Consider the following 23,198-nt stretch of genomic DNA (forward strand, 5'->3'; position numbering starts at 1 on the left):
AGAAGTAGCAACTATTACCGCAGAAGATCGATCACCATCTCAATGAGGAGAAGAACACCATGCAGGAGCTCGCGAACCGGCTCGAACGTCTGGGCACTGAAACTGCCTTCAGCGTCGCCCAAGCAGCCGCCGCCTGGAAGGCGAAAGGGAACCTCGTGTACCCCTTCCATCTCGGCGACATCAACATCCCGACGGCCCCCCATATTGTCGAAGCAATGAACCGGGCCATCGGCGACGGCTACACGGGCTATTGCCCCGGCCCAGGCATCCCGCAGTTGCGCGAGGCCCTGGCCGAAGATATCGGGGGCCGCCGTGGCATCGAGTTCTCCCCTGACAACGTCGTGGTGATGACGGGCGGCAAACCCGTTATCACGAAGTTCCTGCAGGCGGTCATGAACCCCGGCCAGGAAGTGCTCTACCCGAACCCCGGCTTCCCGATCTACGAATCGCAGATCGAGTACCTCGGCGGCACGGCCGTGCCTTACCGCTACCTGCCCACGAGCCAGGGCTTCGCGATCGACCTCGAGCAGATCCGATCTTCGATCACGCCCAACACGGTCGCAATCATCTACAACGACCTCCAGAACCCCATCTCAGCCGAGTCGACGGTGGCCGAGCGTGAGGCCGTCGCACAGCTCGCAATAGAGCACGACCTCTGGGTGCTCTCCGACGAGGCCTACTTCGAGACGCGCTACGAGGGCGTTTCGAGCTCGATCGCATCGATTCCGGGAATGGCAGAGCGTACCGTCATCCTCTACACATTCAGCAAGAAGTTCGCCATGACCGGATCCCGCCTGGGCTGCGCCGTCGCCCCGCTCGAGATCGCCAAGGTTCTCAGTACGCTCAACACCAACGATGAGTCGTGCACCACGCACTACGTGCAGTGGGCCGGCATCGAAGCGCTCCGTGGCACCCAGGAACCCGTTCAGCAGATGCTGGACGTCCTTCAGAAGCGTCGGGATGCTGCCTGCGAAATCGTGAACGACATCCCCGGCATGCACGTCGCCGTGCCGAAGTCGACGTTCTACCTTTTCCCTGACGTCACCGAGGTGATGAAACGCATGGGCTACACGGCAGTGGGCGACTTCGCCACAGACGCCCTGTACAAGACCGGCGTCTCCTTCTGCACACGCGAGCACTTCGGCCGGCGCCTGCCCGGCGAGGATCGGCAGTACATCCGGCTCGCCTATTCGGGCATCGAAGTGCCAGACATCCGCGACGGCCTCGGACGCCTGCGCGAGTGGATCGAGACGGCATGAGCCGGGTCGTCGTCACGGGACGTATCCCCGAAACCGCACTCGAGAAGCTGCGCGCCGAACACGAGGTCGATGCCTGGCAGGGTCCGGAGTCGATCGGCCGCGATGAGCTCCTGCGCCGGGTAGCCGGCGCCGATGCAGTGGTGAGCCTTCTCACCGAACGCATCGACGCGGAGCTGCTCGACGCCGCGGGACCGCAGCTCAAAGTGGTCGCGAACGTCGCCGTCGGTTATGACAACATCGACGTGCCGGCCTGCACCGAACGGGGCATCGTAGCCGCCAATACCCCCGGCGTGCTCACAGAGGCCACAGCCGACATCGCGCTTGGCCTCATCCTCATGGCAACCCGCCGGCTCGGAGAGGGGGAACGGCTCATCCGCTCCGGCCAGGCCTGGAAATGGGGCATGTTCTTCCTGCTCGGCAGCAGCCTGCAAGGCAAGACCCTCGGCATTGTTGGCATGGGCGGCATCGGGCAGGCGACCGCACGCCGGGCCAAGGCCTTCGGCATGGAAATCGTCTACCAGTCACGCAGCGAGATCGACCCCGGGATTGCAGCCGAGCTGGGCGCCAGGCGCGTCGAGCTCGACGAGTTGCTTGCCATCTCCAACGTCGTCTCCCTGCACTGCCCCTACGGGCCCGCCACGCATCACCTGATCGGCGCTGAACAACTCGCTGCGATGAAGGATTCGGCGTACCTCGTCAACACCGCGCGCGGACCGATCGTCGACGAAGCAGCCCTCGCCTCTGCCCTTCGCGACGGGCAGATCGCAGGCGCTGGGCTCGATGTTTTTGAGAATGAGCCCAGCGTGCACCCAGGGTTGCTCGAGCTCGACAATGTGGTGCTCGTGCCGCACCTCGGTTCCGCCACTGTGGAGACCCGAACCGCCATGGCAATGCTCGCCGCCGACAACGCCCTCGCCGTGCTCAGCGACGAACGACCGCCCGCGCCGATCAACTAGAGGCGATTGGCGCCACGAACGGGGACGACAACCCGGCAGAGTACGAGCCCGGGTCCCAAGGGGATGGGACTCGGACTACTCAGCCTCCGACGTCGTCCGTCTCCGCGGCGTGTCCCGCCGACAGCGTTGACCGGGCATCACATCTTAGAGAGAAGAAAATAGTGACACGTATTGGCATTGTGGCCGAGTTGGGCACTGAGACGAGGGTGGCGGCGACGCCTGTCACCGTGAAGCAGTTGCTGGGGTTGGGCTACGAGGTTGTGGTCGAGAAGGGTGCGGGGGAGTCCGCGTCCTTCCGTGATGAGGCTTATGCCGAAGCGGGTGCCCTGATTGTGGGCGCCGATGAGGCGTGGGGCAGCGAGGTGGTGTTGCGGATCAATCCGCCCACTGAGGACGAGATTGCCCGCCTTGCCGAGGGTGCCACGTTGATCGGGTCGTTGAGCCCTGGTTTGCGGCCTGAGCTGGTGGAGGCGCTGGTTTCACGTCCGATCACGGCGTTGGCGCTGGATGCAGTGCCGCGGATCTCTCGGGCGCAGTCGATGGATGTGCTCAGTTCGATGGCGAACATCGCCGGGTACCGGGCCGTCATTGAGGCCGCTCACGAGTTCGGCCGGTTCTTTACCGGTCAGGTGACTGCAGCGGGCAAGGTTCCGCCAGCGAAGGTCCTGGTCGCCGGCGCGGGCGTCGCGGGGTTGGCGGCGATCGGCGCTGCGAGTAGCCTGGGCGCGATTGTCCGGGCGACGGACCCGCGGCCGGAGGTCGCCGACCAGGTGAAATCCATCGGCGGGACGTACCTCAAAGTCGAGGTCGCCGAAGAGATGAAGTCTTCCGACGGGTACGCGAAGGCGACGTCCGAGGCGTATAACGCGCGGGCCGCGGAAATTTACTCCGAGCAGGCAGCGGATGTGGACATCATCATCACCACTGCCCTGATCCCGGGGCGTCCGGCGCCGAAGCTACTCACCGCCGAAGACGTGGCCAGCATGAAGCCGGGCAGCGTGATCGTGGACATGGCTGCCGGGCAGGGCGGGAACGTTGTAGGCTCCGTCGCCGGCGAACGCATCGTGACGGACAACGGGGTGGTGATCCTGGGCTACACGGATCTCCCGGCCCGGCTCCCGGCCCAGGCATCCCAGCTGTACGGGACGAACATGGTGAACCTGCTCAAGCTCCTGACCCCGGACAAAGATGGTCAGCTTCGGATCGATTTCGACGACGTCGTGCAGCGCTCCGTGACGGTGGTACGCGACGGCGAGAAGACCTGGCCCCCGCCACCGGTCCAGGTCTCAGCCGCCCCGGTGCAGACCGAAACCAAACACGCCGAGGAGCGGGCTGCCGATAAGGCGAAAAAGACCGGCTTGGGCCCTGCCGGTAAGGCCGGGCTCTTTGCCGCAGGGATCGCGGTGCTGTTCGGGATCAACGCGGTCGCCCCGGCGCCGCTGCCCCAGCACTTTACGGTCCTGATGCTCTCCATCGTGGTCGGCTTCTACGTCATCGGGAAAGTCCACCACGCCCTGCACACCCCGCTGATGTCCGTCACCAACGCGATCTCGGGGATCATCGTCGTCGGTGCCCTCCTGCAGGTCACCTCGGACAACATCGTCATGCAGGTCCTCGCCGCCGTCGCAGTCCTGCTGGCCAGCATTAACATTTTCGGCGGCTTCGCCGTCACCCGGCGCATGCTCGCCATGTTCTCGGCCGGGAAGGCACGTTCATGAGCGCGCCCACCGAAGCAGCAGGAATTCTATCGAGGAGCCTTACCGTGTCTGACACCGTCTCCGGTCCGTTGACCGCCGACTCCATCGCGGGGGCGGCCTACGTCGTCGCGGCCCTGCTGTTCATCCTCAGCCTCGCCGGGCTGAGCAAGCACGAGAAAGCCCGTGCCGGGGTCATCTACGGCATCACCGGGATGATCATCGCCCTGGCCGCGACCATCTGGCTGACCCTGCAGGACGCCTGGAGCACCGGCGCCGGCCTCACCGGCATGGGCCTGCTCGTCGCCGCGGTGATAGTCGGCGGGGCGATCGGGCTCTGGCGCGCCCGCGTAGTCGAAATGACCGGCATGCCCGAACTGATCGCCCTGCTGCACAGCTTCGTTGGTCTCGCCGCGGTCCTGGTCGGCTGGAACGGGCACCTCGAAGCCCCAGACCTCTCCCCGGACCTGACAGCGATCCACCACGCCGAGGTGTTTATCGGCGTGTTCATCGGCGCAGTGACCTTCACTGGCTCGATCGTGGCGTTCCTGAAACTCTCCGCCCGGATGAGATCCTCACCCCTGATGCTGCCGGGCAAGAACGCGATCAACCTCGGCGCCCTTGCCGCCTTCATCGCCCTGACCATCTGGTACGTCAACGACTCCCAGCTCTGGCTCCTGATCGTCGTCACCCTCCTCGCCCTCGGGCTCGGCTGGCACCTGGTGGCCTCCATCGGAGGCGGCGACATGCCCGTGGTGGTGTCCATGCTCAACAGCTACTCCGGCTGGGCCGCCGCTGCGGCAGGCTTCCTGCTGAACAATGACCTGCTCATCATCACCGGTGCCCTGGTGGGCTCCTCGGGCGCCTACCTGTCCTACATCATGTGCAAGGCCATGAACCGATCCTTCATCTCCGTGATCGCCGGCGGCTTCGGCATCGCAGCCCCCGCCGCGGCGGACGCAGAGTACGGCGAGCACCGCGAAATCACCGCCCAGGCCACCGCTGAAATGCTGACCAACGCCTCGTCCGTCGTCATCACCCCCGGCTATGGCATGGCCGTGGCACAGGCCCAATACCCCGTCGCCGAACTCGCCCACCAGCTCCGGGAGAAGGGTGTGAATGTCAGGTTCGGCATCCACCCTGTCGCGGGGCGCCTGCCGGGGCACATGAACGTGCTCCTCGCCGAAGCCAAAGTCCCCTACGACATCGTCATGGAAATGGACGAAATCAACGAAGACCTCGGCGATACCTCCGTGGTCCTCGTCATCGGCGCTAACGACACCGTCAACCCCTCCGCCGCCGAAGACCCGGGCAGCCCCATTGCCGGGATGCCTGTCCTGCGGGTCTGGGAAGCAGAAAACGTCATTGTGTTCAAACGCTCCATGGCCGCAGGATACGCCGGCGTCCAAAACCCACTGTTCTTCCGCGACAACTCCCAAATGCTCTTCGGCGACGCCAAAACCCGCGTCGAAGACATCCTCAAAGCGTTCTAACAGAAAGCACGTCATGGGCTTCCTGCGGTTCATCCTTCCGCGCTTGAGGCGTACGTACGATCAATCAGCCCCCAAGGGAGATGAGGACAAAACCATGCCCCAGGATCGAGCGCCGCACAACCGCATTCGCCAAGGCGCGGTTCGATCCTTTCCGCCCGCCCCGCCAGAAACAAGCGGGAATTCTGCCGCGTGGGAAATTCCTAGTATTGACGCCTTCGACGCTTCACCCTGGATTGGCCTTCACTACCGGCACGAGTACCTGCTCGACCATCGGCACGAACTGCCGGCGTATCCGGGGATGCATAACGCGGCAAGCCACTTGGCGAAAACACCAGCGCTGCCGGAGGGTGTCAGCGTGGTCGGTCGCTGATCACTGCGAGATTGACGCCGGGCGGATAACGCCCGACGGCGTGGATGTCACCTCGATGACGCGGCACGAGCTGCGCTCGCGGATGGGGATGGTGCTGCAGGATACGTGGCTGTTCGGCGGGACGATCCGGGACAACATTGGGTACGGCCGGCCGGAGGCTTCGGAGGCGGAGATCCTGGAGGCTGCGCAGGCGACGTATGTGGACAGGTTTGTTCGGTCCCTGCCCGGAGGGTACGACACAGTTTTGGACGATGAGGGTTCCACTGTGTCGGCGGGGGAGAAGCAGTTGCTGACGATTGCGCGGGCGTTCCTGTCCCGGCCGTCGGTGCTGATCCTGGATGAGGCGACATCTTCCGTGGACACGCGAACCGGTGCGGAAGGCGATGAGTGCGCTGCGGTCCGACCGGGCTTCGTTTTGATTGCGCACCGCCTGTCCACGATCCGCGACGCCGACCTCATCCTGGTGATGGAGGCAGGTGAGATCGTGGAGCAGGGAACGCACGCGGAGTTGCTGGCTGCAGGCGGGGCTTCTGCACGGTTGTACGAGGCCCAGTTCGCGGCTCCCGTGACGGAGGTTTAGGCATACTTCGCGACCCACTCGTGAAAAGACCGCTGGATGCCCCCTAAAGCGGATTTAAGACTGTTGTGATTGGTCCGCCAACTCATGCGAAGTCTTATGTTCACTATTTGCGCTTTGCGCTTTGCGCCGATTCGAGCGGGCGTGTGTATAGGCTAATGCGATGAATGGGGAAACAAACGGTTCCGAGGATCCGAAACGAGAGGTCATCATTGACATGGATGGCTTCTTTCGGCATGCTGCCGAATCGGAGGGATCGACAGTCAGCGATGTCCTGAATGCCATGCCTTCGTCGACTATATCCGTTCGGGAAGTACTAGTTTTGCATTCTCTTATCCGATCATCGCTAGTCTTTCCCGGGCCAGTAACTGGACCCCAAGAACGGGAGGTGCTTGATAGTTGGAGTGAAAGTGCTCTGCTTCAAGCCATTGTTGACGTGGATCGCGGAAACGTTACGAAGAAGCCAAAGTGGCTAACATTTTATGCCGAAGACCTTAGAGAAGAATTTTCGAAAGCCTTTGAAAATGCTCTGGACGCAACCGTTCAGCTTACGTTGGATAATCGACTCTTTGCATGGACAAATCCAAAATCCAAGGAAATTAGACTTTCTGCGATAACCCGAGAATATCTATTGCGGCTCAACGTCTTCCTCATTAATTCTGGAGCCTGGGAGCTGTACAAGGAAGGACTGATAGATGCCGACTTGAGTGAGACCCTCTTGTCGGATTTGTCAGACAGCTTCCTATCCTATGCTATGAACTACATTGCCCGCTTGCACCGACGATCGAACCCGACGGCAATCCCAGTTGTCAGGCCCAACTCGATCGAAGACTTTAGGCTGGCTCAAGTTGTAACTCAGATTCAAATTGAGTTTCTTCTGGCGCATGAGTTTGGCCACCTTGTCCTGTCCTTCCCTGAAGGTACACCTGTATCAGAACAAGAATTTGCATGTGATTCTTTTGCCTTCGAGCGAGTCGCGAAGACCGAAAGTAGTGTATGGAAATGGTTCATGGCCATTCGATGGCTTTTCGACATCTTGGCTCTTGACCGAGTGGTGGGTGAGATTCTTATCTTTGAAGAAGGGGACTGGAGTCACGATATAGATTGGATGCAGAGCGAGCTGCGAGAGCGGCAACGTCGGGTGGAGATCGTCGTGAAGCATCACGGGTCTGACAATCCGGCCTTGTCTCGGGAGGAAGGTGCGGGCACTCTATTGTTGCTCGATGCCAAATGGCGACTACGGCGACTAGGGCGGGACGGTGCTCAGTCGCTGATCAATACAATTCTAGAAGCAGCCCCGGATATATCTGTCGAGGACTTTAGGAACCGAGCTCATAATGCTATCAACCGCTATATTAATAGACGTAACAAAAATGCCATTTGATGAAAGCGATTTATCATGAATACTCAAATTGTCGTGCAGGTCGAAGCGGATATCGACCTGAAAGCCGTGGACGTGGTCAGGGAAGGGTTTTGCTGGCAAGGAACAGGAGAACTCGCGGACATCATGGTTGATGTCCGCCCGACTGATGAGGGTCACGGCTTTGGACTGACCGAATTGCTCGAAGTTGCGATCACTGTGGGCGCAACAGTTTCTGCAGATCTGATTGCCGACGCGATCCGTGCTGCTGTAAAGGGAACGATTCGTCGAGTTAGCCGGGGGGACCAGGAGGAAGATGGCACTAAGTCAGGCATCAAAAGGATTGTCCTAGATGCGCGAGATGAGTCCGATACTGCGTCATGAGCTATGAGGCGCCGCATCGCCATTGACCTGCTGGCCCGGGAATCTGGGCGCACGTTCTGCTAGCGGTCTTTCCTCTAAACATGAATTCTTCGTGCTGGGTGTTGACTTGGTCTTGCGGGCACTCGTCGGCGATGGAATTCGGTTAACGATTCATGCCATTCCCGGAGGACCTGGGCACGCAGTTCCGTCAGCGACTCTCCTGTCTCGGTTTTGCCCCTGGGCGTGCGGCTGCCGATGCGATTACAGGAGGGTTATGCGGGTCTGCGCTCTTGACTCAGGCGTTTACGGTCGGTGTCATTCGCTTCGGAGGTGGCGCAAAACCAGTCGGGCACCGGCGAAGACCCGTTGCAGATTCGGCCAGAGAATGCGCCAACGCTTCCGAAACCAGATCCGTTACTGGTGATTCCTCGGAGCCATCGAGAAGGCGATCAACTATGTGCTGGATCTTCTTTGCGGAACTTCAACGAACCGCCGGCCCTGGTCAAGCTGACTAGAATCCAGAATGGGAATGACCCTGATCCACTGACGGATCGGGGAACTGCGAAGTAATTGGAGACGGGTCTAACCGTGGCAAGTGATGGGGGAGTGGACTGGCTGTCTCGAAATTCCTGGATGGGACTGTTGGCTGACTGGCCGCGGCCCAGCGGGGACGGGCTGGTTGTGGCCGCTTTCCAGATCGCTAGTTCTGGGTGTAGGCCATTTCTTGGTCTGGCAGAGGACGGAAAGCAGTACTGGATTAAGCACGTAGGCAATGACCATGGCATCCAGTCCTTGGTTATTGAGCGTGTAGTCGCAGCCGTCGGGAAATGATTCTCGCTCCGGTCAGACCTGTCGCGCTGCTGGAAATCGTGGACGGGATTGCCTCCGATCAAGTGCTCCGTCAGGCTGCCGTCAAGCCTGGCCTGGCCCATGCGTCGCTGCACTTTGTCGTTCCGATTCCCCAATTGGGTTGATGTTGGAATGTCTCCATAGTTTGCACGTAAGGCTCATGTTATGGCGTCCCGACAAGGGCAGGCACCTGTATGCCTGCCGCCAATCCTTCTGCAGCACGAAAACCTACGCATCACCGGTGGAGGTTGGTCCTTCGCCACCAGAGCCGACATGAGCATCGATGCTGAACCACCGAGCCGATACGGGCTACGGGAGTGCTGCGCGCCTGTACCGATAACCGGGCCCACAACACTTCCAATTTCACGTAGAAACTAGCGGCTACTATGTGTCATGGCGTCCCCCCGAGGAGGTAGGGGGACTACGGTAGGAAAATAGCGACTTCCGTGTCCCCATGATTGAGTAGCACGCGCGAAGATTTCGAATCATTGAAAGGCATGGCATGGCGTACGAGCAGTTACCAATCGTAGAGGTAGACGTTGACGACCTAGGCCTCGATCTCGAAAACTATCGGATCCCCACTAAGCGCGGTGATGAAGCAAGTGCGCTGAAATACCTTTTCGCTTCAGAAAACGTTATGGGAGCTGCACTTCTAATCCTCCGGGACGGTTACTTCGACAACGAGGTGCCGATTGTAATCGCCGAGGAGGGCGGGTCGGGCAAGACATCGTACATCGTTCTTGAGGGCAACCGTCGGGTCAGTGCACTGAAAGCGCTCAACGACCCGACGCTAATCCCCGGTCATGAGCAAGATGTCCGGACGCTTCTGAAGCGATACGCCGTCGAGGCGCAGAACCTGCCCAAGCGAATTCGCGTGCTGGTGGCAACGGATCGAGTCATGGCGGCACCACACATCGCGCGACTCCATACTGGACTGTCGAAAAAGCCTTGGAGCCTCGACCAGCAAGCCACTTTTTACTATTCACTTCTTGACGACGAGACCACTGTCGAAGGGATCAAAGCCCAGTACCCCGGCGTCAACGTCGTTCGGTTCATCAAAATGGCCGTTATGCGGCGCTTCTTGGCTGCCGCCCCATTTTCGGATCATAGTTTGCGCCAATATGCGGCCAGTGACGACCTTCGCATGTCTGCATTCGAATATGCATATCGGAACAAGGACATTGCCTCTTCTATCGGAGTAGCATTCAACAAAGATGGGAGCCTTGTCCCGGCCTCCCTGCCAGCAGAAAAAGTCGCTGCGACGTTGATGACGCGGAATCTAGGCGCACTTGAGTTTTTGCTTAGTGAGTTCCGAGCAGGCCGATTGAATACGCGTTCACTCGAATTCAAGAAGGCGAGCGAGGAACACGAGAAATTCCTAGCAAGAATTTCTGATAGCAGAATTTCACCTGCAGCGCCGGTGGAAAACTTGCCCTCAATGACGTCAGCGGAGCCAGTCTATCCCCAGCCCTCGGCTGTCCGTGGTGAATATCGCGGCGCAGCCAATCCTGTGAATTCGCCCAAACCCACCCCCTCGCCGGTCGACGCCGCAAACCGCGGACCGAATCATCCAGATACGCGGGATGTGCTCGATCTGAGCGGTCTAGCCTACGAGAGTGCTCCCTTGAACCTCAAGTTGCGATACTTCGAGTTGAGAAAGATCAGCCTGTCAAACCTGCCGACAGCCACAGCAATTTTACTGCGGTCGGTTTTGGAGTCCACGATCAAAGTTCACTTCGAATCTTCGTCGACCCCCGTAACTGGCGAGCTCAACGCAGTCTTTGCACAAGTCTCTAGGTCCTACGGCAGTGTTAAAGCATTGCGGAACACTATCAACTCCATACAGTCGGGCAATGCCCAGAAACCTGGGTCCATCCAGTGGTTCAATCTTGTAGCACACAGCTCAGATGCCGCCGTGTCTGCCGACGATGTACGCGAAGGTTGGAAGCTCGTCGGCCCAATAATCAGGCACCTCTTGCGGCCTCCAGTCCAGCAGGCCTCATTAGGGAACTGACGGCTTCACCAACCAGTGGGGATGCAACTAAGAGTTCCTCTGCCTTGCCGGGGTTATGTGCTGAGTACGTGATTTCAAGCCTGCACTGAAAATTTCCCCGGTAAAGGCTTTCAATCAAAGGTGCGGTGTCATACGTCATTAGCCAATGCGCGGCTTCGATCGTATTGACAACAGATGCTAGTGCTTGGTGATCGCGGCCGTCGAAAGCATTCAAGTATAGCCGGGAGCCTGCCTCCACGTACGGGGGGTCAATGTACATGAAGGTTGCTTTATCGTTCCCGTAGTGCTGGATGACAGTGCGTCCATCCAAATCCGTGACGGTTATGCGCTCAGCCAAAGCGCCGATCGTTTCAATGCGTTCGACTAGGGTCTCTCGATTGAATCGGGCATCTATTTTGTAGTTGCCGTCCTGCTTTTGCCCACCGATGACACCTGCGTTCAATATTCCGGAGCGGTTTGTACGATTGAGGAAGAAGAATGCGAACCCTAGGCTGAGCTTGTCACCTTGGTCCCCAGTCCGATATATCTTGCGCTGCCGCTGCCACTCCGCAATGGTCAACGGCGTTGACTTCACCAGTTCAATAAATAGGGAATTGTTGTTTACGACCGAATGCCAGAAGGCGTGGACAGCGGGGTCGATGTCGTTGATGACGAGGTCGTTTACGATGCCTTCCCGGAGGAGGGCAATACCAGCACCGGCGCCACCGGCGTACGGCTCAACGTATCTGGCTTGTCTTAGTCCAAGTTTTCCTATGAGATCAGCAAAAAGCCCAGCCAGGGAAGCTTTGCCTCCCGGATAGCGGAGGGGTGAGAGTGCGCCGTACCGTCGCGAGGCCAGAACGGTTAGGGAATTGCTCAATGAGTTCCCTGGTTCATAGAGCGGTGGGCAGCTACGCGGCACCGGGTTGAACAAAAGCGGGCGTCTCCGCGCCCCAAGAATGAGTCCTGGCAGCCCTCGCAATGCTTCCAAGCTCCTTGTCGACGTAGCCGCTCATTGCGTAGAGCACGATCAAGGTCGGTCAGGTCCGCGTCGCTCAAGGCGAGGAGATCTCTCATGTAACGGATACTACCCGTAAGGGGTAGTTGTCTTGGTCGACATGCCGGACTTGTTCACAGTTGCTTTGAACGCGGCAGGTCGAACGGGGCTGCGGCGCTGGCGGCTCGGTTCGATCCAGGTCGTGAAGGTCAACGGAGCCCGTGCCGGGTCACAGCGTTTCTGCATGGGGTCGGTTATTAACCGTCGCGTCCATGCAATCTTCACCAACAGCTTCAAAGCAAGGCACTCGACTTGAATGGCAAAGAAACGGCCTGACGCGGAGTACATCCAGTGGAAGGGTGCGCCCCCTATATTGCTTGTGGGGGCTGGTTATGTTCGTAGCGTTTAGTTATTTGCTGAAGTCGAAAAGCTTGCAGTTTCTCTTCTGTGCAGATGGTACTTCCGATCGTGTGGCGAGGAAGTAATCGGAACTTTTTAGTAAGCCCCGGGTGTGCACATCGTTGCTTGCAGTGATAACTTTTTAGTTACTTACAAGCAAGGCGCTTGTTCGCGCTAATCTCAGTGTATGGAAAATGACACTCGATTCGGCAGCGCCTCGCTCGCCCAAGTCGCTGAGCTGCTGGGGCAGACGGAAGACGAGGTCGCGACAGAAGCGACGAAGCTGGTCGGCGAGGGAGCCGCCCGCCGAGGCTGGCTCGTGCCGAAAGCTGTATCTACGCTCGTCGACGGTGTCGAAGCCTTGCGCCCGTCCAGCGAAGTTGAAGAACTGATCTTGAAGGCCTTCCAGCGGGCGCAAGAAAGCTCCAAGAAGGAGTGGACATCGATGGCCGTGCCCGTGTTAAAGAACCGACTGCTTGAGCTCTCGTCAAAGAAGTTTCGTGAAGCGGACTACGGTTCCCCCAACATCTGGCATCTCGTTACTCAGTTCCCGAACCTCTTGGCAACGGAAGGTGTGCGCCCGCGAGAGGTCGTACGCATCTTGCAGCCTCATCTCGTTGAGATGGATCCGCGGACGGCACCGGGTATGTTGGACCCAGCGGGCACGAGTCGGATACGTCAAGATCTCTGGCAAGCCATGTTCGACTACGCCTCGCAGAAGACGTACGTTTGGGATGAGATCACCGGGCGGGCGCGCGTTCTCTCCGAAAGGGACCGCGCAGATATCCTCGTCATGCCGACACTTTCGGCTGAAGACATGAACGATCTTCGACAGGAGTTCGTCCACGTTCAGGAGACAGTCTCTGATCACGATAAGGAACGGCTTGAAGAGTGGGTCCGGACGAGCGGCCCCACGGTAGCCCTTCCTCGGCTGTATCGCAGCCTATGGAACGCTCACCTTAAGAGCCACGCCGCGAACAAGCTTCGATCCGTCTTCCTGGCGGCCAACCTCGATGTTCCAAAGGACTTGGTAGGACGAGCGGACAACCCGGTCGAGCCCGAACGGGAGGTGGAGCGCGAGAGACGTTTGGCACATCGTTACATCGATGCGATGACGGCGGATGAGTTGAGCCGACTTTCTATTGAGATGGCCGTGATCCTTCGCGTGCCCACGCACTCGGAGAGGTAAAAAGCCATGGAGGTCACGGGTATTTGCATTGTCGCGCCTCCGAAGGTTTCGGAGACGCAGGCCCAATCAAGGTGGATCCAGGAGCTGCGCGCGGGGGCAACAAATCGTGGGCAGGACATAAAGATCTTTCGAACGGTTGAGCGATTCAGTGAGCGGCGGGACGAGCCCGGTAGGAAGCTGCCAATCTTAGAGCCCTGGGAAGCTAATCGCCTCTACGGACTCATCCACCGCGGGCACTATGCTGTCTTCCAAGCTGGCAAGGCCCGGATTCGACTCCACCCTATCGGCGAGCTCTCGTCCAGAACGTCTGCAGCTCTAGCGAGGGTAGTGCGTTACAAAGTTTACTTCGCTCAGTTCGACGGCAGCACAGCAACAGAAGCTCTCTTTCAAGAGTTCGACGAGTGGCTCGGCACGGCGCATATCGAGACGTATCGCGATTGTCGGGTCCTGCCGCTACACATGTTCGCGCCGCACCGAGACTGGTCCGGGCTTACGCCGCTGGAGGGTCGGGAGGAGTTTGAACAAGTCCATGGAAAACCGACCAAGCTTATTGATGAAGGCACGCGGACGTGGAAGCAGCCAAATGCGATGCATGGTCAGGAAGCCCTCATTGTGGCCAATTGTGAACTTCCGAAGGGCTTCCACTGGGACGTGAGCGCAGCAGCCAATCCGTCACGGCTTTCCTCGCTAGTCGAATGCTGGAGCTTCCGTCCGGGTGCATACGCCAATGTGAGCCCGGACGGTCATATTCGAGGAGGACAGAGCAGCGGAGTCTCCGCTCGGCGCGAGGATACCGCCCCGCGGCCCCCAGCGCCGGAGCCCGCGCGTGGCGGAGGCAAAAAGCCACAGCGGAGACGCCGGCGTCCCGATGGCAAGCGAAATTAGTTGCAATCGTGCAGGGCCGCAGCGTATTCTATTAGGGATCCGGCTCACCTTGTGAGTTGGAAGGACGGTGTAGAGTCGCACTCCACACCTGAAGACACCAAGAATAGAAGTTGGCGAGCAAGCTTCGGTCGTTTCGAGCCGTGAATGCTATTCACTAGTGGCCGTGGGGACCTCGCCTTAGCGCTAAGCGCCTCTGTTGGTTGTCCGGAATAGGCTCGAACTATACTTCAAGTGCCCCGGTTTTTCCGGGGCACTTTCTATTTCAGCCAACATCCACTGCGCCATCCGACTGCGAAGTCATAAGGGCAACCGGCTTGTTGTGCAGTGGCATCCCAAAGGTTGTGATGACCATATGCCTCGCTAGACCAGATTTACCTAGGGCAATTATGATCGGTTGAAGCGAACCGCCCAACAGGGGAAGACCCACTGCCCATGCGGCTAACGTCGTGGTACACAGGAACAAAGCGCAATCTTTCATGCCCCCGCCGAGCTTTGGCTAGTTGCCTCGTTCTGCGCATGACATATACTCCGTCCCCCTTCCCGTCCGCTCCCAGCGCTTCTGGATGCGCTGAACCACCGGGCCGTAATTGCAGACGGGCATGAGCACGATGCTGCAGGGGCTGGAGCTGTCCCTTGAGGCAGATTTTCTGGGGCGGGAAGGCTGTAATGAGATCCTCAATGCCACGCATGCAGATGTTTTCGAGGACATCCATGACGCCTGCTGTCGCGGTGGGCATCGACCCGGTAGAAACCAACACCCTTGGCGCGAACTGGTCCAACCTCTCGACTACGGCATCGACGACCGAATCGAAGCTCGTCGAAAGGGCGCGGAGATCGCCCGCGACGCGCCGAAGCGGCAGAAAAAAACCGAAGGACGCATGCGCTGCGTCCTCGGCTCGATGGGGCCGGACCAAGCTCCTAGCCTCGGATACACCAGCTACGACTACACCTAGCCAGGTTTACCGACGTCACGTTAGTTCGCCCGCGGAATGCTTTCCCTACAGGCGAAGCTCCATGAACACGCTGTTCGGATCCAGGACGTAGTCCGCGAAGGGCGGGCACTCCGTGAAGCCGTGGCGGGCATATAGGCGCCGGGCGGGAGCGAAGTAGTCCTCGCTTCCGGTCTCCAGATAGATGCGTTCGAGGTTTCGGGTCCGGGCGTCGTCGAGGATGTGCCGGAGCATGAGGGTGGCAACGCCCCGTCCCCGTGCGTTTGTCGTGGTCCGCATGGACTTGATTTCGCCATGTCCCGGGGAGCCGGCCACAGAGTCCATAAGCTTGAGAGCGCCACACCCCAGCAGATTCCCATCCTCGCGCGCTGTCCAGAACGAGATCCCTGGCCCGGACAGCTCGGAGTGGTCCAGGGCGTGAACGCTTTCGGCAGGCGAGGTGGCGAACATGTCGGCCAGGTGCTCGCTCAGGAGCTGGTGGACATCGGCTCGTGCGGGGTCGTCCCGGTCAATCTGAATCATCACCTCAAATTTACCGCGCCCCCGCGCCGCGTACCGCGCGCCCCGCCCCGACCGCCCCTCCCGCCGTCGTAGTACACAGAAACACAGCGCAACATTTCGGGCCGCCCCCGTAATCTGTTTAGATGCCTCGTTTTGCGCTTGATATAGACTCCGTCCCCCGTCCCGTCCGTTCACAGGAGCTCCTGGATGCCGTGAACCACCGGGTCGTCATTGCCGACGGCGCGATGGGCACCATGCTGCAGGGCCGGGAACTCTCGCTCGAGGAAGACTTCCTGGGGCTCGAAGGCTGCAACGAGATCCTCAACCACACCCGGCCGGATGTCCTCGCGGACATCCACGACGCCTACTTCGCCACAGGTATCGACGCAGTGGAAACCAATACCTTCGGCGCCAACTGGTCCAACCTCTCCGACTACGGCATCGACGACCGCATCGAAGAGCTGGCACGTAAAGGCGCGGAAATCGCCCGCGACCGCGCCGAAGCGGCAGAGAAAACAGACGGGCGCATGCGCTGGGTCCTGGGCTCGATGGGACCGGGCACCAAGCTCCCCAGCCTCGGGCACACCAGCTACGACTACCTCAAGCAGACCTTCGCCCTGCAGGCCGAGGGCCTCATCGACGGCGGAGCGGACGCCTTCCTCATCGAGACCAGCCAGGACCTCCTGCAGACCAAAGCCGCGGTCAACGGCTGCAAGCAGGCCATCGTCACCCGCGGCATCCGGCTCCCGATCTTCGTCGAGGTGACCGTCGAGACCACCGGAACCATGCTGATGGGGTCCGAGATCGGTGCGGCGCTTACTGCGCTCGAGCCGCTCGGCGTCGACGCCATCGGCCTGAACTGTGCCACCGGGCCGGACGAGATGAGCGAGCACCTTCGCCACCTCTCCAAGCAGTCCTCCGTCGCCATCGCCTGCATGCCCAACGCCGGCCTGCCAGTGCTTGGTCCGAACGGCGCGCACTACCCCCTGTCGCCAAGCGAACTCGCCACCGCGCACGAGCAGTTCGTACGGGAATTCGGCCTAGGCCTCATCGGCGGATGTTGCGGTACGACGCCGGAGCACATGGCCGCCGTCGTCGAACGTCTTGCTCCCTTCCGGAACGGCGCCTCGGTCGCCAGCGGCGGGCGGGCCGCCGACGGCGCCCGCGTTCCCACCGAGAGGGAAGCGGGCATCGCGTCCCTCTACCACCACGTGAACTTTGACCAGGAGCTGTCCTACCTCGCCATCGGTGAGCGCACCAACGCCAACGGTTCGAAGGCGTTCCGCCAGGCGATGCTCGAAGAGCGCTGGGACGATTGCGTCGATATCGCCCGCGAGCAGGTCCGTGTTGGCGCGCACCTGCTGGACGTGTGCATCGACTATGTGGGACGCGACGGCGTGGCCGACATGAAGGAGATCGTCTCCCGTTTCGCGTCGGCCTCAACGCTCCCGCTGGTCATGGACTCCACCGAACCGGCCGTACTTCAGGCCGGGCTCGAACACATCGGCGGCCGTCCTGTGGTCAACTCCGTCAACTATGAGGACGGCGACGGCCCCACCAGCCGCTTCGCGCGCATCATGCCGCTCGTCAAGGAACACGGAACCGCCGTGATCGCCCTGACCATCGACGAGCAGGGCCAGGCACGCACCACCGAGGGCAAGGTGGCCATCGCCTCCCGCCTCGTCGATGCCCTGGTGGGCGAATGGGGGATGCGCGTCGAGGACATCATCGTCGACGCCCTGACCTTCCCTGTCGCCACCGGCCAGGAAGAGACGCGCCGGGATGGCATCGAAACGATCGAGGCCATCCGCCAGATCACCACGAAGTACCCGGGCATCAACACCACGCTGGGCGTCTCCAACGTGTCCTTCGGCCTGAACCCGGCAGCGCGCATGGTCCTGAACTCGGTGTTCCTGCACGAGGCCGTGCAGGCGGGCCTGTCCAGTGGCATCATCGACGCCGCCAAGATTGTGCCGCTCGCGTCGCTGCCGGAGGAGCAGCGCAAGGTGGCCCTGGACCTCGTCTATGACCGCCGCGAATACGACGCCGACGGCAACGTCACGTACGACCCCCTGGCCATCATGCTGGACCTGTTCGCCGGCGTCGACACTGCAGCGCTCAAGGACCAGCGCGCCGCGGAACTTGCTGCGCTACCCACCGGTGCGCGCCTGGAGCGGCGCATCATCGACGGCGAAGGCAAGGGCCTGGAAGCGGACCTCGACCTGGCGCGCTCCGAGGGAATGACCCCGCTCGGCATCATCAACGACAACCTGCTCGAGGGTATGAAAGTGGTGGGCGAGCGCTTCGGCGCCGGCGAGATGCAGCTGCCGTTCGTGCTGCAGTCCGCCGAGGTGATGAAGAACGCCGTCGCCCTGCTTGAGCCGCACATGGAGAAGTCGGACGCATCGGGCAAGGGCACCATGGTGATCGCCACCGTGCGCGGCGACGTGCACGACATCGGCAAGAATCTGGTGGACATCATCCTCACCAACAACGGCTACAAGGTCATCAACATCGGCATCAAGCAGGGGATCGCCGAGATCATGGCCGCAGCAGAGGAGCACAACGCTGACGTGATCGGCATGTCCGGCCTGCTGGTGAAGTCCACCGTGGTGATGAAGGAGAACCTCGCGGAGCTGCAGTCCCGTGGCCTGGCGAAGAAGTGGCCCATCATCCTCGGCGGTGCAGCCCTGACCCGCGCCTACGTGGAGCAGGACCTGGCCGAGCAGTTTGATGGCGTGGTGCGCTACGCCAAGGACGCCTTCGAGGGCCTCTCACTGATGGAGCCGCTGGTCCGCGTCGCCCGCGGCGAGTCGCCGGACGACGTCGGCCTTCCGCCGCTGAAGAAGCGGATCCATAAGGGAGGCGCGAAGTTCACGGTGACGGAGCCTGAGGCGATGCCCGGGCGTTCCGACGTCGTCTCCGACAACCTCGTTCCGACGCCGCCGTTCTGGGGCACGCGCATCGTGCGCGGCGTTGCGCTCCACGACTACGCTGCCTTCCTCGACGAGCGCGCCACCTTCATGGGGCAATGGGGGCTCAAGCCCGGCCGCGGCGACGACGGCGCCTCCTACGAGGAACTGGTGGAACTCGAGGGCCGGCCGCGACTGCGGTACTGGCTGGACCGCATCCTCGGCGAGGGAATGCTTGATGCGTCCGTCGCCTATGGCTATTTCCCGGTGGTCTCCGAAGGGGAACAGGTGGTGGTGCTGCACCACGGCGAGGATCGCGACGGCGTCCTCGGCACCGCGGGACTTCTCGCCCCCGACGGCGGTTCAGGCGGTCCGATCGGCACCGAACGGCTGCGTTTCGACTTCCCTCGCCAGCGCCGGGACCGGCACCTGTGCCTGGCCGACTTCGTGCGCTCGCGTGAATCGGGCCAGATCGACGTGCTTCCGGTGCAGCTGGTCACCGCCGGCTCGAAGATCGAAGAGGTGACTTCCAAGCTGTTCGCCGGCAACCACTACCGCGACTACTACGAGCTCAACGGCCTGGTAATGCAGCTCACCGAGGCGCTGGCGGAGTTCTGGCACGCCCGGATCCGCACCGAGCTGGGTTTTGCAGCCGAGGAGCCCAAGGACAAGGCAGGGTACTTCAAGCTGGATTACCGCGGTGCCCGCTTCTCGCTCGGATACCCCGCGTGCCCGGACATGGAGGACCGCCGCAAGGTGACGGAGTTGCTGAAACCCGAGCGGATGGGCGTGATCCTCAGTGACGAGCTGATGCTGCACCCTGAACAGTCCACGGACGCGTTCGTGTTCCACCACCCGGAGGCGAAGTACTTCAAGGTGTGAGTTGAAGCCCGTCCCTGGCGTGGGTGGATGAAGCCTTCGCGGCCTGACTGGCCACGTTGGAGACCGGCTTCACCCGCCGGAACGCGGCGAGAATGGCGCGCCCCACTACAGCGATTCCCACGACGGTGGTGATGGCACGCAGGGTGTCCCAGCCCGCCGTCGACGTCACCAGCGAGTAGAGCAGGAAGCTGCTGAGGTTGGTGCTCAGCGGAGCGCCGGGCACGTAGGAGATGCCGGTTCCCGCGCCTACCGCGAACGGCCAGAACCACAGGTTGGTCAGCAGGCCGAACAAGTACGACGCGACGATGCCGTAGCCGCACAGCATCCACAGTTCGGCTTTGCCACGAACCCGGCGGGGGAGCAGGCCGGCCCCGGCGCCCACCCACGCACACGCGAAGATCTGGAACGGCGTCCAAGGCCCGATCCCACTCCACAACGCACTGGATACGGCGATGGTGGCCGCACCAAGGAGCAGCCCGAAACGGGGGCCGAAGGCCCGGCCAGCCAGGATCAGCAGGATAAAGACCGCCTCCACGCCCCCGACGCCGGTACTCGCGACACGTATTGCCGAGCCGACGGCGGCCAGGACGCCGAGCAACGCCACCGTGTGGGCCGAGCGGACGGAACCGTCCAGGGACACGACGATTGCAACGACGGCGATCGGCGCAATGGCCAGTGCCGCGTAGGGGAGTGCCGCTGCCGCATCCTCCGGCAGGGCCGCGGCCAGCAACGGCCAGCAGAATGCTGAGAGGGCCAGAATGTTGGCAGCTGCAAGAACTGCGAGCTCGATACCCCGCGGCATCCGGATGTGGTGACGTCTTTGCGCGCCCTGGGAGTCTGTTGGTTCGTCACTGAACCGTGGTGCTGAGATGCGCTGGACCGCGGCCGCATTGGCCGGGGCCGCTTCTTGCACTGAAGAGGGCACAACCACAGAAGACGGCGCTGCCATGGGTGCGGGCGCGACGCCGTCACTCATCGGAAGGATCCGGGCGCCGAGGTCGTAGGCAAAGTCGTGGTCGTGAGTGGCGATCAGGACTGCTGCACCGGCGTCCGCTGCGGCTCGGAGCGCCCCCGAGACTGCTGCGCGCGCTGCAGGATCGAGTCCGCGGGTGGGCTCATCGATCAGGAGTACTTGGGGGTCGTCCATGGTCTGGAGTGCGATGGCAAGAATCCTGCGCTCGCCTGCAGAAAGGTCCCGGGGATGCTCGTGGCCGATGGGAATGCTGACGTCTCCACGCAAAAGGGCAAGGCGTGACGCCGCAGGCATTGGGGCAAGCCGGTCACCGTCCGGGTGATGCCGGTCTGAGTGACCCCGGCCCCATTGCCACCCTTCTTGACGCCCGGCCTTACGTCCGGACCTACGCCCGGACCTACGCGCAGCGCGTGCCTGACGCCGGTCGGCCGCGCGGAGCTCTCCTGCGACGGTATCTCTCGTGAAGAGGTCGTCCGAAGCATCCGGGACGAGGGCGACCCGGCCGCCGTCGAGCGTCCCGCCGTCGACCCTTCCTTCACCCCCCTTGCCTTTACCGCCGGTGCCTTCACTACCGGTGCCTTCACCAAGGGCGAGCGCCACCAGGAGGGACGACTTCCCGGCACCGTTCGGCCCCACCAAAGCAACCACTTCGCCGCGGTTCAGCGTCAGGGATGCGCTGCGCACGAGCGGGTTGCCCTTGCGGTGCACCGCGAGCTTCGTTGCAGTCAGCACAGGGACGAGCTCGGCTGGCTGTGCCGGCGTCGGGCGCACATCAAGAGAGTGCGAAGGTGCGGCTGGCGCGGCACCCGGAAACAGGGCGCCGTCGTCGATGGTCCACCACGAGTCGGCAACGGGTACCAGCGGCTCCGCCCGGTGCTCTGCCACTATGACGCAGACACCGGCATCGTGGGCGAGGGCGTCGAGTACTGCGATGACGTGGCGCCGTGCTGAGGTATCAAGATCGGCCAGGGGCTCGTCAACCAGAAGCAGGGCCGGCTGGTCCACCACCGCTGCGGCGATGGCTACGAGCGTTGCCTCACCGGCCGAGAGGGTGCTGACCTTCCGGTCCAGTAGCGCCGCCACCCCGATACTCTCGGCGACCTCGAGCACCCGGGCCTTGACCCTGCCGGATGCCATGCCGCGCAGCTCGAGCGCGAGGGCGATTTCGTCCCGGACGCGAGTGCTGGCGAAGGCGGCACGTGGATTCTGCAAGACGACGCCAATGAAGCGGGCGGTATCGCGCGGCGGTGTGGTGGCGCGGTCCGCTCCGGCGACGCTCACGGTGCCGGAGATTTCTCCGCCGTCAACGTGGGAGAGGAGGCCGGCTATACCTCGCAGAATGGTGGACTTGCCGGAGCCGGTCGGCCCGGTAATGACCGTAATTGACCCGCTCGACGGCGTGAATTCAGTGACGTGTACCTGGGCGTCACCTATGCGGAATTGAGCGTCCCGGACGAGAACCGGGGCTTCGATACCTCGCGTGGGTTGGTGGTTTGCCCGGCTCCCGAAGCCGCGTAGCTCCAGGGCCGCTGCAACCCGGCTGGCGTGCTCAAGGGTGCGCTCGAGCACGGGAATGAGGGCGCGTGCCCCGAAGCGTTCGCCCCGCAGCCGAAAGGCCAGGCGCACGGAGGTGACGGCGTCGGAAAGCGCTGGGAGCGCCGCCCAAGCCACCACAAGCATTCGGGCAATGCCCTGCATGGGGCCGCCGCGGGCCAGGCGCACGAAGCCGCGGGCTATGTCGACCCAGGCGTTGAGGATGCCGAAAGCGAGGATTATCCCGGCAATCGGCAGGGCGGACAGGACCGCGGCCCACAGCCCAGGCGCCGTGACTGGACCCAGAAGGACCACATGGGCGTAGGGGGCAGGCAGCGGCACCGGCGCCAGGTTGAGCAGAACCGGCTCGCCGGTGTCCGCTCCGTTGAAGAGGATGCGGTAGATGACCCGCGCCGCGATGAAGACGACGGCGAGAACCGCCGCTGCCCGTAACGGCGCGGGTCGAAAGATCATGCCGAGGGGGTGGCCGGTGCGCCGTCGACCGTGAACAGCAGTTCCAGGCTCTCGCCCGGGCTCACCTTCAGGGTGGTGAGGCCTTCCTGGGCGTAGGCCCAGTCACCGGTGGCCGGCTTAACCCAGAGAGCCCAGTAGGCAAACGCGGCGGGCATCTTGCCGCATTCTTCCTTGTACGTTCCGCCCTTGTGGACGATGTCGAAGTCAGCGGCGGGCACACCGTTTACGCGGCACACCAGTTCCTTCGGATATTCGGTGGTGCCCTCGGTTTTCACCTTTGCCTCGTCGAGCACCTCGGAAGCGAGGGTCGGTGCGTCCACGGGGACACAGACGGACGTATCAGCGGCGGCTTGTTTCAGGGAGCCGGAGTCGACGATGACCTTCACGCCGGTGCAGGGCCCGGCGGCGGCGCTGGTTGTGGCTGCCGGGGAAGCTGGTGCGGAGGTAGTTGACTGGGAGGCGGCCGGTGCTGAACAGGCGGCGAGAGCAAGCAGGAGACCTGCGGCGGCGAGGGAGCTCGCGGCGGCGGTACGAATGTTAGTGAAAGACACGTGTTAAGGGTAGGGCTTTGCCTGTCAGGATCCGGATG

Annotated in this window: 15 protein-coding genes and 1 pseudogene; 12 read left to right on the forward strand and 4 right to left on the reverse strand. The window is 61.9% G+C overall.

Features of this window, described 5'->3' with window-relative positions:
- Nucleotides 1-59: 59 nt before the first annotated feature.
- From M1E05_RS03655 to M1E05_RS03695, 9 genes and pseudogenes are all read left to right on the forward strand, one after another.
- The gene (locus tag M1E05_RS03655; protein ID WP_461164457.1) at nt 60-1,259 is read left to right on the forward strand and encodes a pyridoxal phosphate-dependent aminotransferase; all 1,200 of its coding nucleotides are present in this window, start codon (nt 60-62) and stop codon (nt 1,257-1,259) included.
- Nucleotides 1,256-2,215 (forward strand): 2-hydroxyacid dehydrogenase, encoded by a 960-nt coding sequence (locus tag M1E05_RS03660; protein ID WP_461164458.1) that lies wholly within the window; start codon nt 1,256-1,258, stop codon nt 2,213-2,215. Before M1E05_RS03655 ends, M1E05_RS03660 begins: the two co-directional genes overlap by 4 nt.
- A 161-nt stretch (nt 2,216-2,376) precedes the next feature.
- Complete coding sequence (locus tag M1E05_RS03665; RefSeq protein WP_461164459.1) at nt 2,377-3,933, forward strand: Re/Si-specific NAD(P)(+) transhydrogenase subunit alpha; 1,557 nt, start codon at nt 2,377-2,379, stop codon at nt 3,931-3,933.
- Nucleotides 3,930-5,402 (forward strand): Re/Si-specific NAD(P)(+) transhydrogenase subunit beta, encoded by a 1,473-nt coding sequence (pntB, locus tag M1E05_RS03670; RefSeq protein WP_461164460.1) that lies wholly within the window; start codon nt 3,930-3,932, stop codon nt 5,400-5,402. Before M1E05_RS03665 ends, pntB begins: the two co-directional genes overlap by 4 nt.
- Before the next feature lie 377 nt (nt 5,403-5,779).
- A pseudogene (locus M1E05_RS03675) lies at nt 5,780-6,352 on the forward strand (ABC transporter ATP-binding protein); the annotation flags it as partial.
- Nucleotides 6,353-6,512: 160 nt separating this feature from the next.
- Entirely contained in the window at nt 6,513-7,733 is a 1,221-nt protein-coding gene (locus M1E05_RS03680) for a hypothetical protein (protein WP_461164461.1), read from the forward strand.
- 15 nt (nt 7,734-7,748) lie between these two features.
- Entirely contained in the window at nt 7,749-8,093 is a 345-nt protein-coding gene (locus tag M1E05_RS03685; RefSeq protein WP_461164462.1) for a hypothetical protein, read from the forward strand.
- Between the two features lie 806 nt (nt 8,094-8,899).
- Nucleotides 8,900-9,046: a hypothetical protein gene (locus M1E05_RS03690; RefSeq protein ID WP_461164463.1), complete on the forward strand. Its 147-nt coding sequence runs from the start codon at nt 8,900-8,902 to the stop codon at nt 9,044-9,046.
- Between the two features lie 377 nt (nt 9,047-9,423).
- Nucleotides 9,424-10,935, forward strand: coding sequence for a hypothetical protein (locus M1E05_RS03695; RefSeq protein WP_461164464.1), 1,512 nt, complete (start codon nt 9,424-9,426; stop codon nt 10,933-10,935).
- Here M1E05_RS03695 and M1E05_RS03700 read toward each other — a convergent pair.
- Entirely contained in the window at nt 10,886-11,794 is a 909-nt protein-coding gene (locus tag M1E05_RS03700; protein WP_461164465.1) for a DNA adenine methylase, read from the reverse strand. The two genes, M1E05_RS03695 and M1E05_RS03700, sit on opposite strands and share 50 nt — an antisense overlap.
- A gap of 703 nt (nt 11,795-12,497) precedes the next feature.
- On the opposite strand from M1E05_RS03700, the gene M1E05_RS03705 reads away from it, so the two are divergent.
- Together M1E05_RS03705 and M1E05_RS03710 are read left to right on the forward strand one after the other, a co-directional pair.
- Nucleotides 12,498-13,499, forward strand: a complete 1,002-nt coding sequence (locus M1E05_RS03705) for a hypothetical protein (protein WP_461164466.1) — start codon at nt 12,498-12,500, stop codon at nt 13,497-13,499.
- Between the two features lie 1,484 nt (nt 13,500-14,983).
- Nucleotides 14,984-15,337 (forward strand): homocysteine S-methyltransferase family protein, encoded by a 354-nt coding sequence (locus M1E05_RS03710; protein ID WP_461164467.1) that lies wholly within the window; start codon nt 14,984-14,986, stop codon nt 15,335-15,337.
- 45 nt (nt 15,338-15,382) lie between these two features.
- Here M1E05_RS03710 and M1E05_RS03715 read toward each other — a convergent pair whose 3' ends face one another.
- Complete coding sequence (locus M1E05_RS03715; protein ID WP_461164468.1) at nt 15,383-15,856, reverse strand: GNAT family N-acetyltransferase; 474 nt, start codon at nt 15,854-15,856, stop codon at nt 15,383-15,385.
- Between the two features lie 122 nt (nt 15,857-15,978).
- On the opposite strand from M1E05_RS03715, the gene metH reads away from it, so the two are divergent.
- Nucleotides 15,979-19,629: a methionine synthase gene (gene metH, locus M1E05_RS03720; RefSeq protein ID WP_461164469.1), complete on the forward strand. Its 3,651-nt coding sequence runs from the start codon at nt 15,979-15,981 to the stop codon at nt 19,627-19,629.
- Here the strand turns inward: metH and M1E05_RS03725 are convergent.
- Both M1E05_RS03725 and M1E05_RS03730 read right to left on the reverse strand, forming a co-directional pair.
- The gene (locus tag M1E05_RS03725; RefSeq protein ID WP_461164470.1) at nt 19,619-22,609 is read right to left on the reverse strand and encodes an ATP-binding cassette domain-containing protein; all 2,991 of its coding nucleotides are present in this window, start codon (nt 22,607-22,609) and stop codon (nt 19,619-19,621) included. The two genes, metH and M1E05_RS03725, sit on opposite strands and share 11 nt — an antisense overlap.
- Nucleotides 22,606-23,160 (reverse strand): hypothetical protein, encoded by a 555-nt coding sequence (locus M1E05_RS03730; RefSeq protein WP_461164471.1) that lies wholly within the window; start codon nt 23,158-23,160, stop codon nt 22,606-22,608. Before M1E05_RS03730 ends, M1E05_RS03725 begins: the two co-directional genes overlap by 4 nt.
- Nucleotides 23,161-23,198 lie beyond the last annotated feature (38 nt).

Source organism: Arthrobacter sp. R4-81, from assembly GCF_054792365.1.

Bases quoted from the DNA above. Each gene is read 5' to 3' on its own strand.
- M1E05_RS03710 (WP_461164467.1), top strand. From the start codon at position 14,984: ATGAGCACGATGCTGCAGGGGCTGGAGCTGTCCCTTGAGGCAGATTTT.
- M1E05_RS03725 (WP_461164470.1), bottom strand. From the start codon at position 22,609: ATGATCTTTCGACCCGCGCCGTTACGGGCAGCGGCGGTTCTCGCCGTC.
- M1E05_RS03690 (WP_461164463.1), top strand. From the start codon at position 8,900: ATGATTCTCGCTCCGGTCAGACCTGTCGCGCTGCTGGAAATCGTGGAC.
- M1E05_RS03715 (WP_461164468.1), bottom strand. From the start codon at position 15,856: ATGATTCAGATTGACCGGGACGACCCCGCACGAGCCGATGTCCACCAG.
- M1E05_RS03705 (WP_461164466.1), top strand. From the start codon at position 12,498: ATGGAAAATGACACTCGATTCGGCAGCGCCTCGCTCGCCCAAGTCGCT.
- M1E05_RS03680 (WP_461164461.1), top strand. From the start codon at position 6,513: ATGAATGGGGAAACAAACGGTTCCGAGGATCCGAAACGAGAGGTCATC.
- pntB (WP_461164460.1), top strand. From the start codon at position 3,930: ATGAGCGCGCCCACCGAAGCAGCAGGAATTCTATCGAGGAGCCTTACC.
- M1E05_RS03660 (WP_461164458.1), top strand. From the start codon at position 1,256: ATGAGCCGGGTCGTCGTCACGGGACGTATCCCCGAAACCGCACTCGAG.
- M1E05_RS03655 (WP_461164457.1), top strand. From the start codon at position 60: ATGCAGGAGCTCGCGAACCGGCTCGAACGTCTGGGCACTGAAACTGCC.
- M1E05_RS03695 (WP_461164464.1), top strand. From the start codon at position 9,424: ATGGCGTACGAGCAGTTACCAATCGTAGAGGTAGACGTTGACGACCTA.
- metH (WP_461164469.1), top strand. From the start codon at position 15,979: ATGCCTCGTTTTGCGCTTGATATAGACTCCGTCCCCCGTCCCGTCCGT.
- M1E05_RS03685 (WP_461164462.1), top strand. From the start codon at position 7,749: ATGAATACTCAAATTGTCGTGCAGGTCGAAGCGGATATCGACCTGAAA.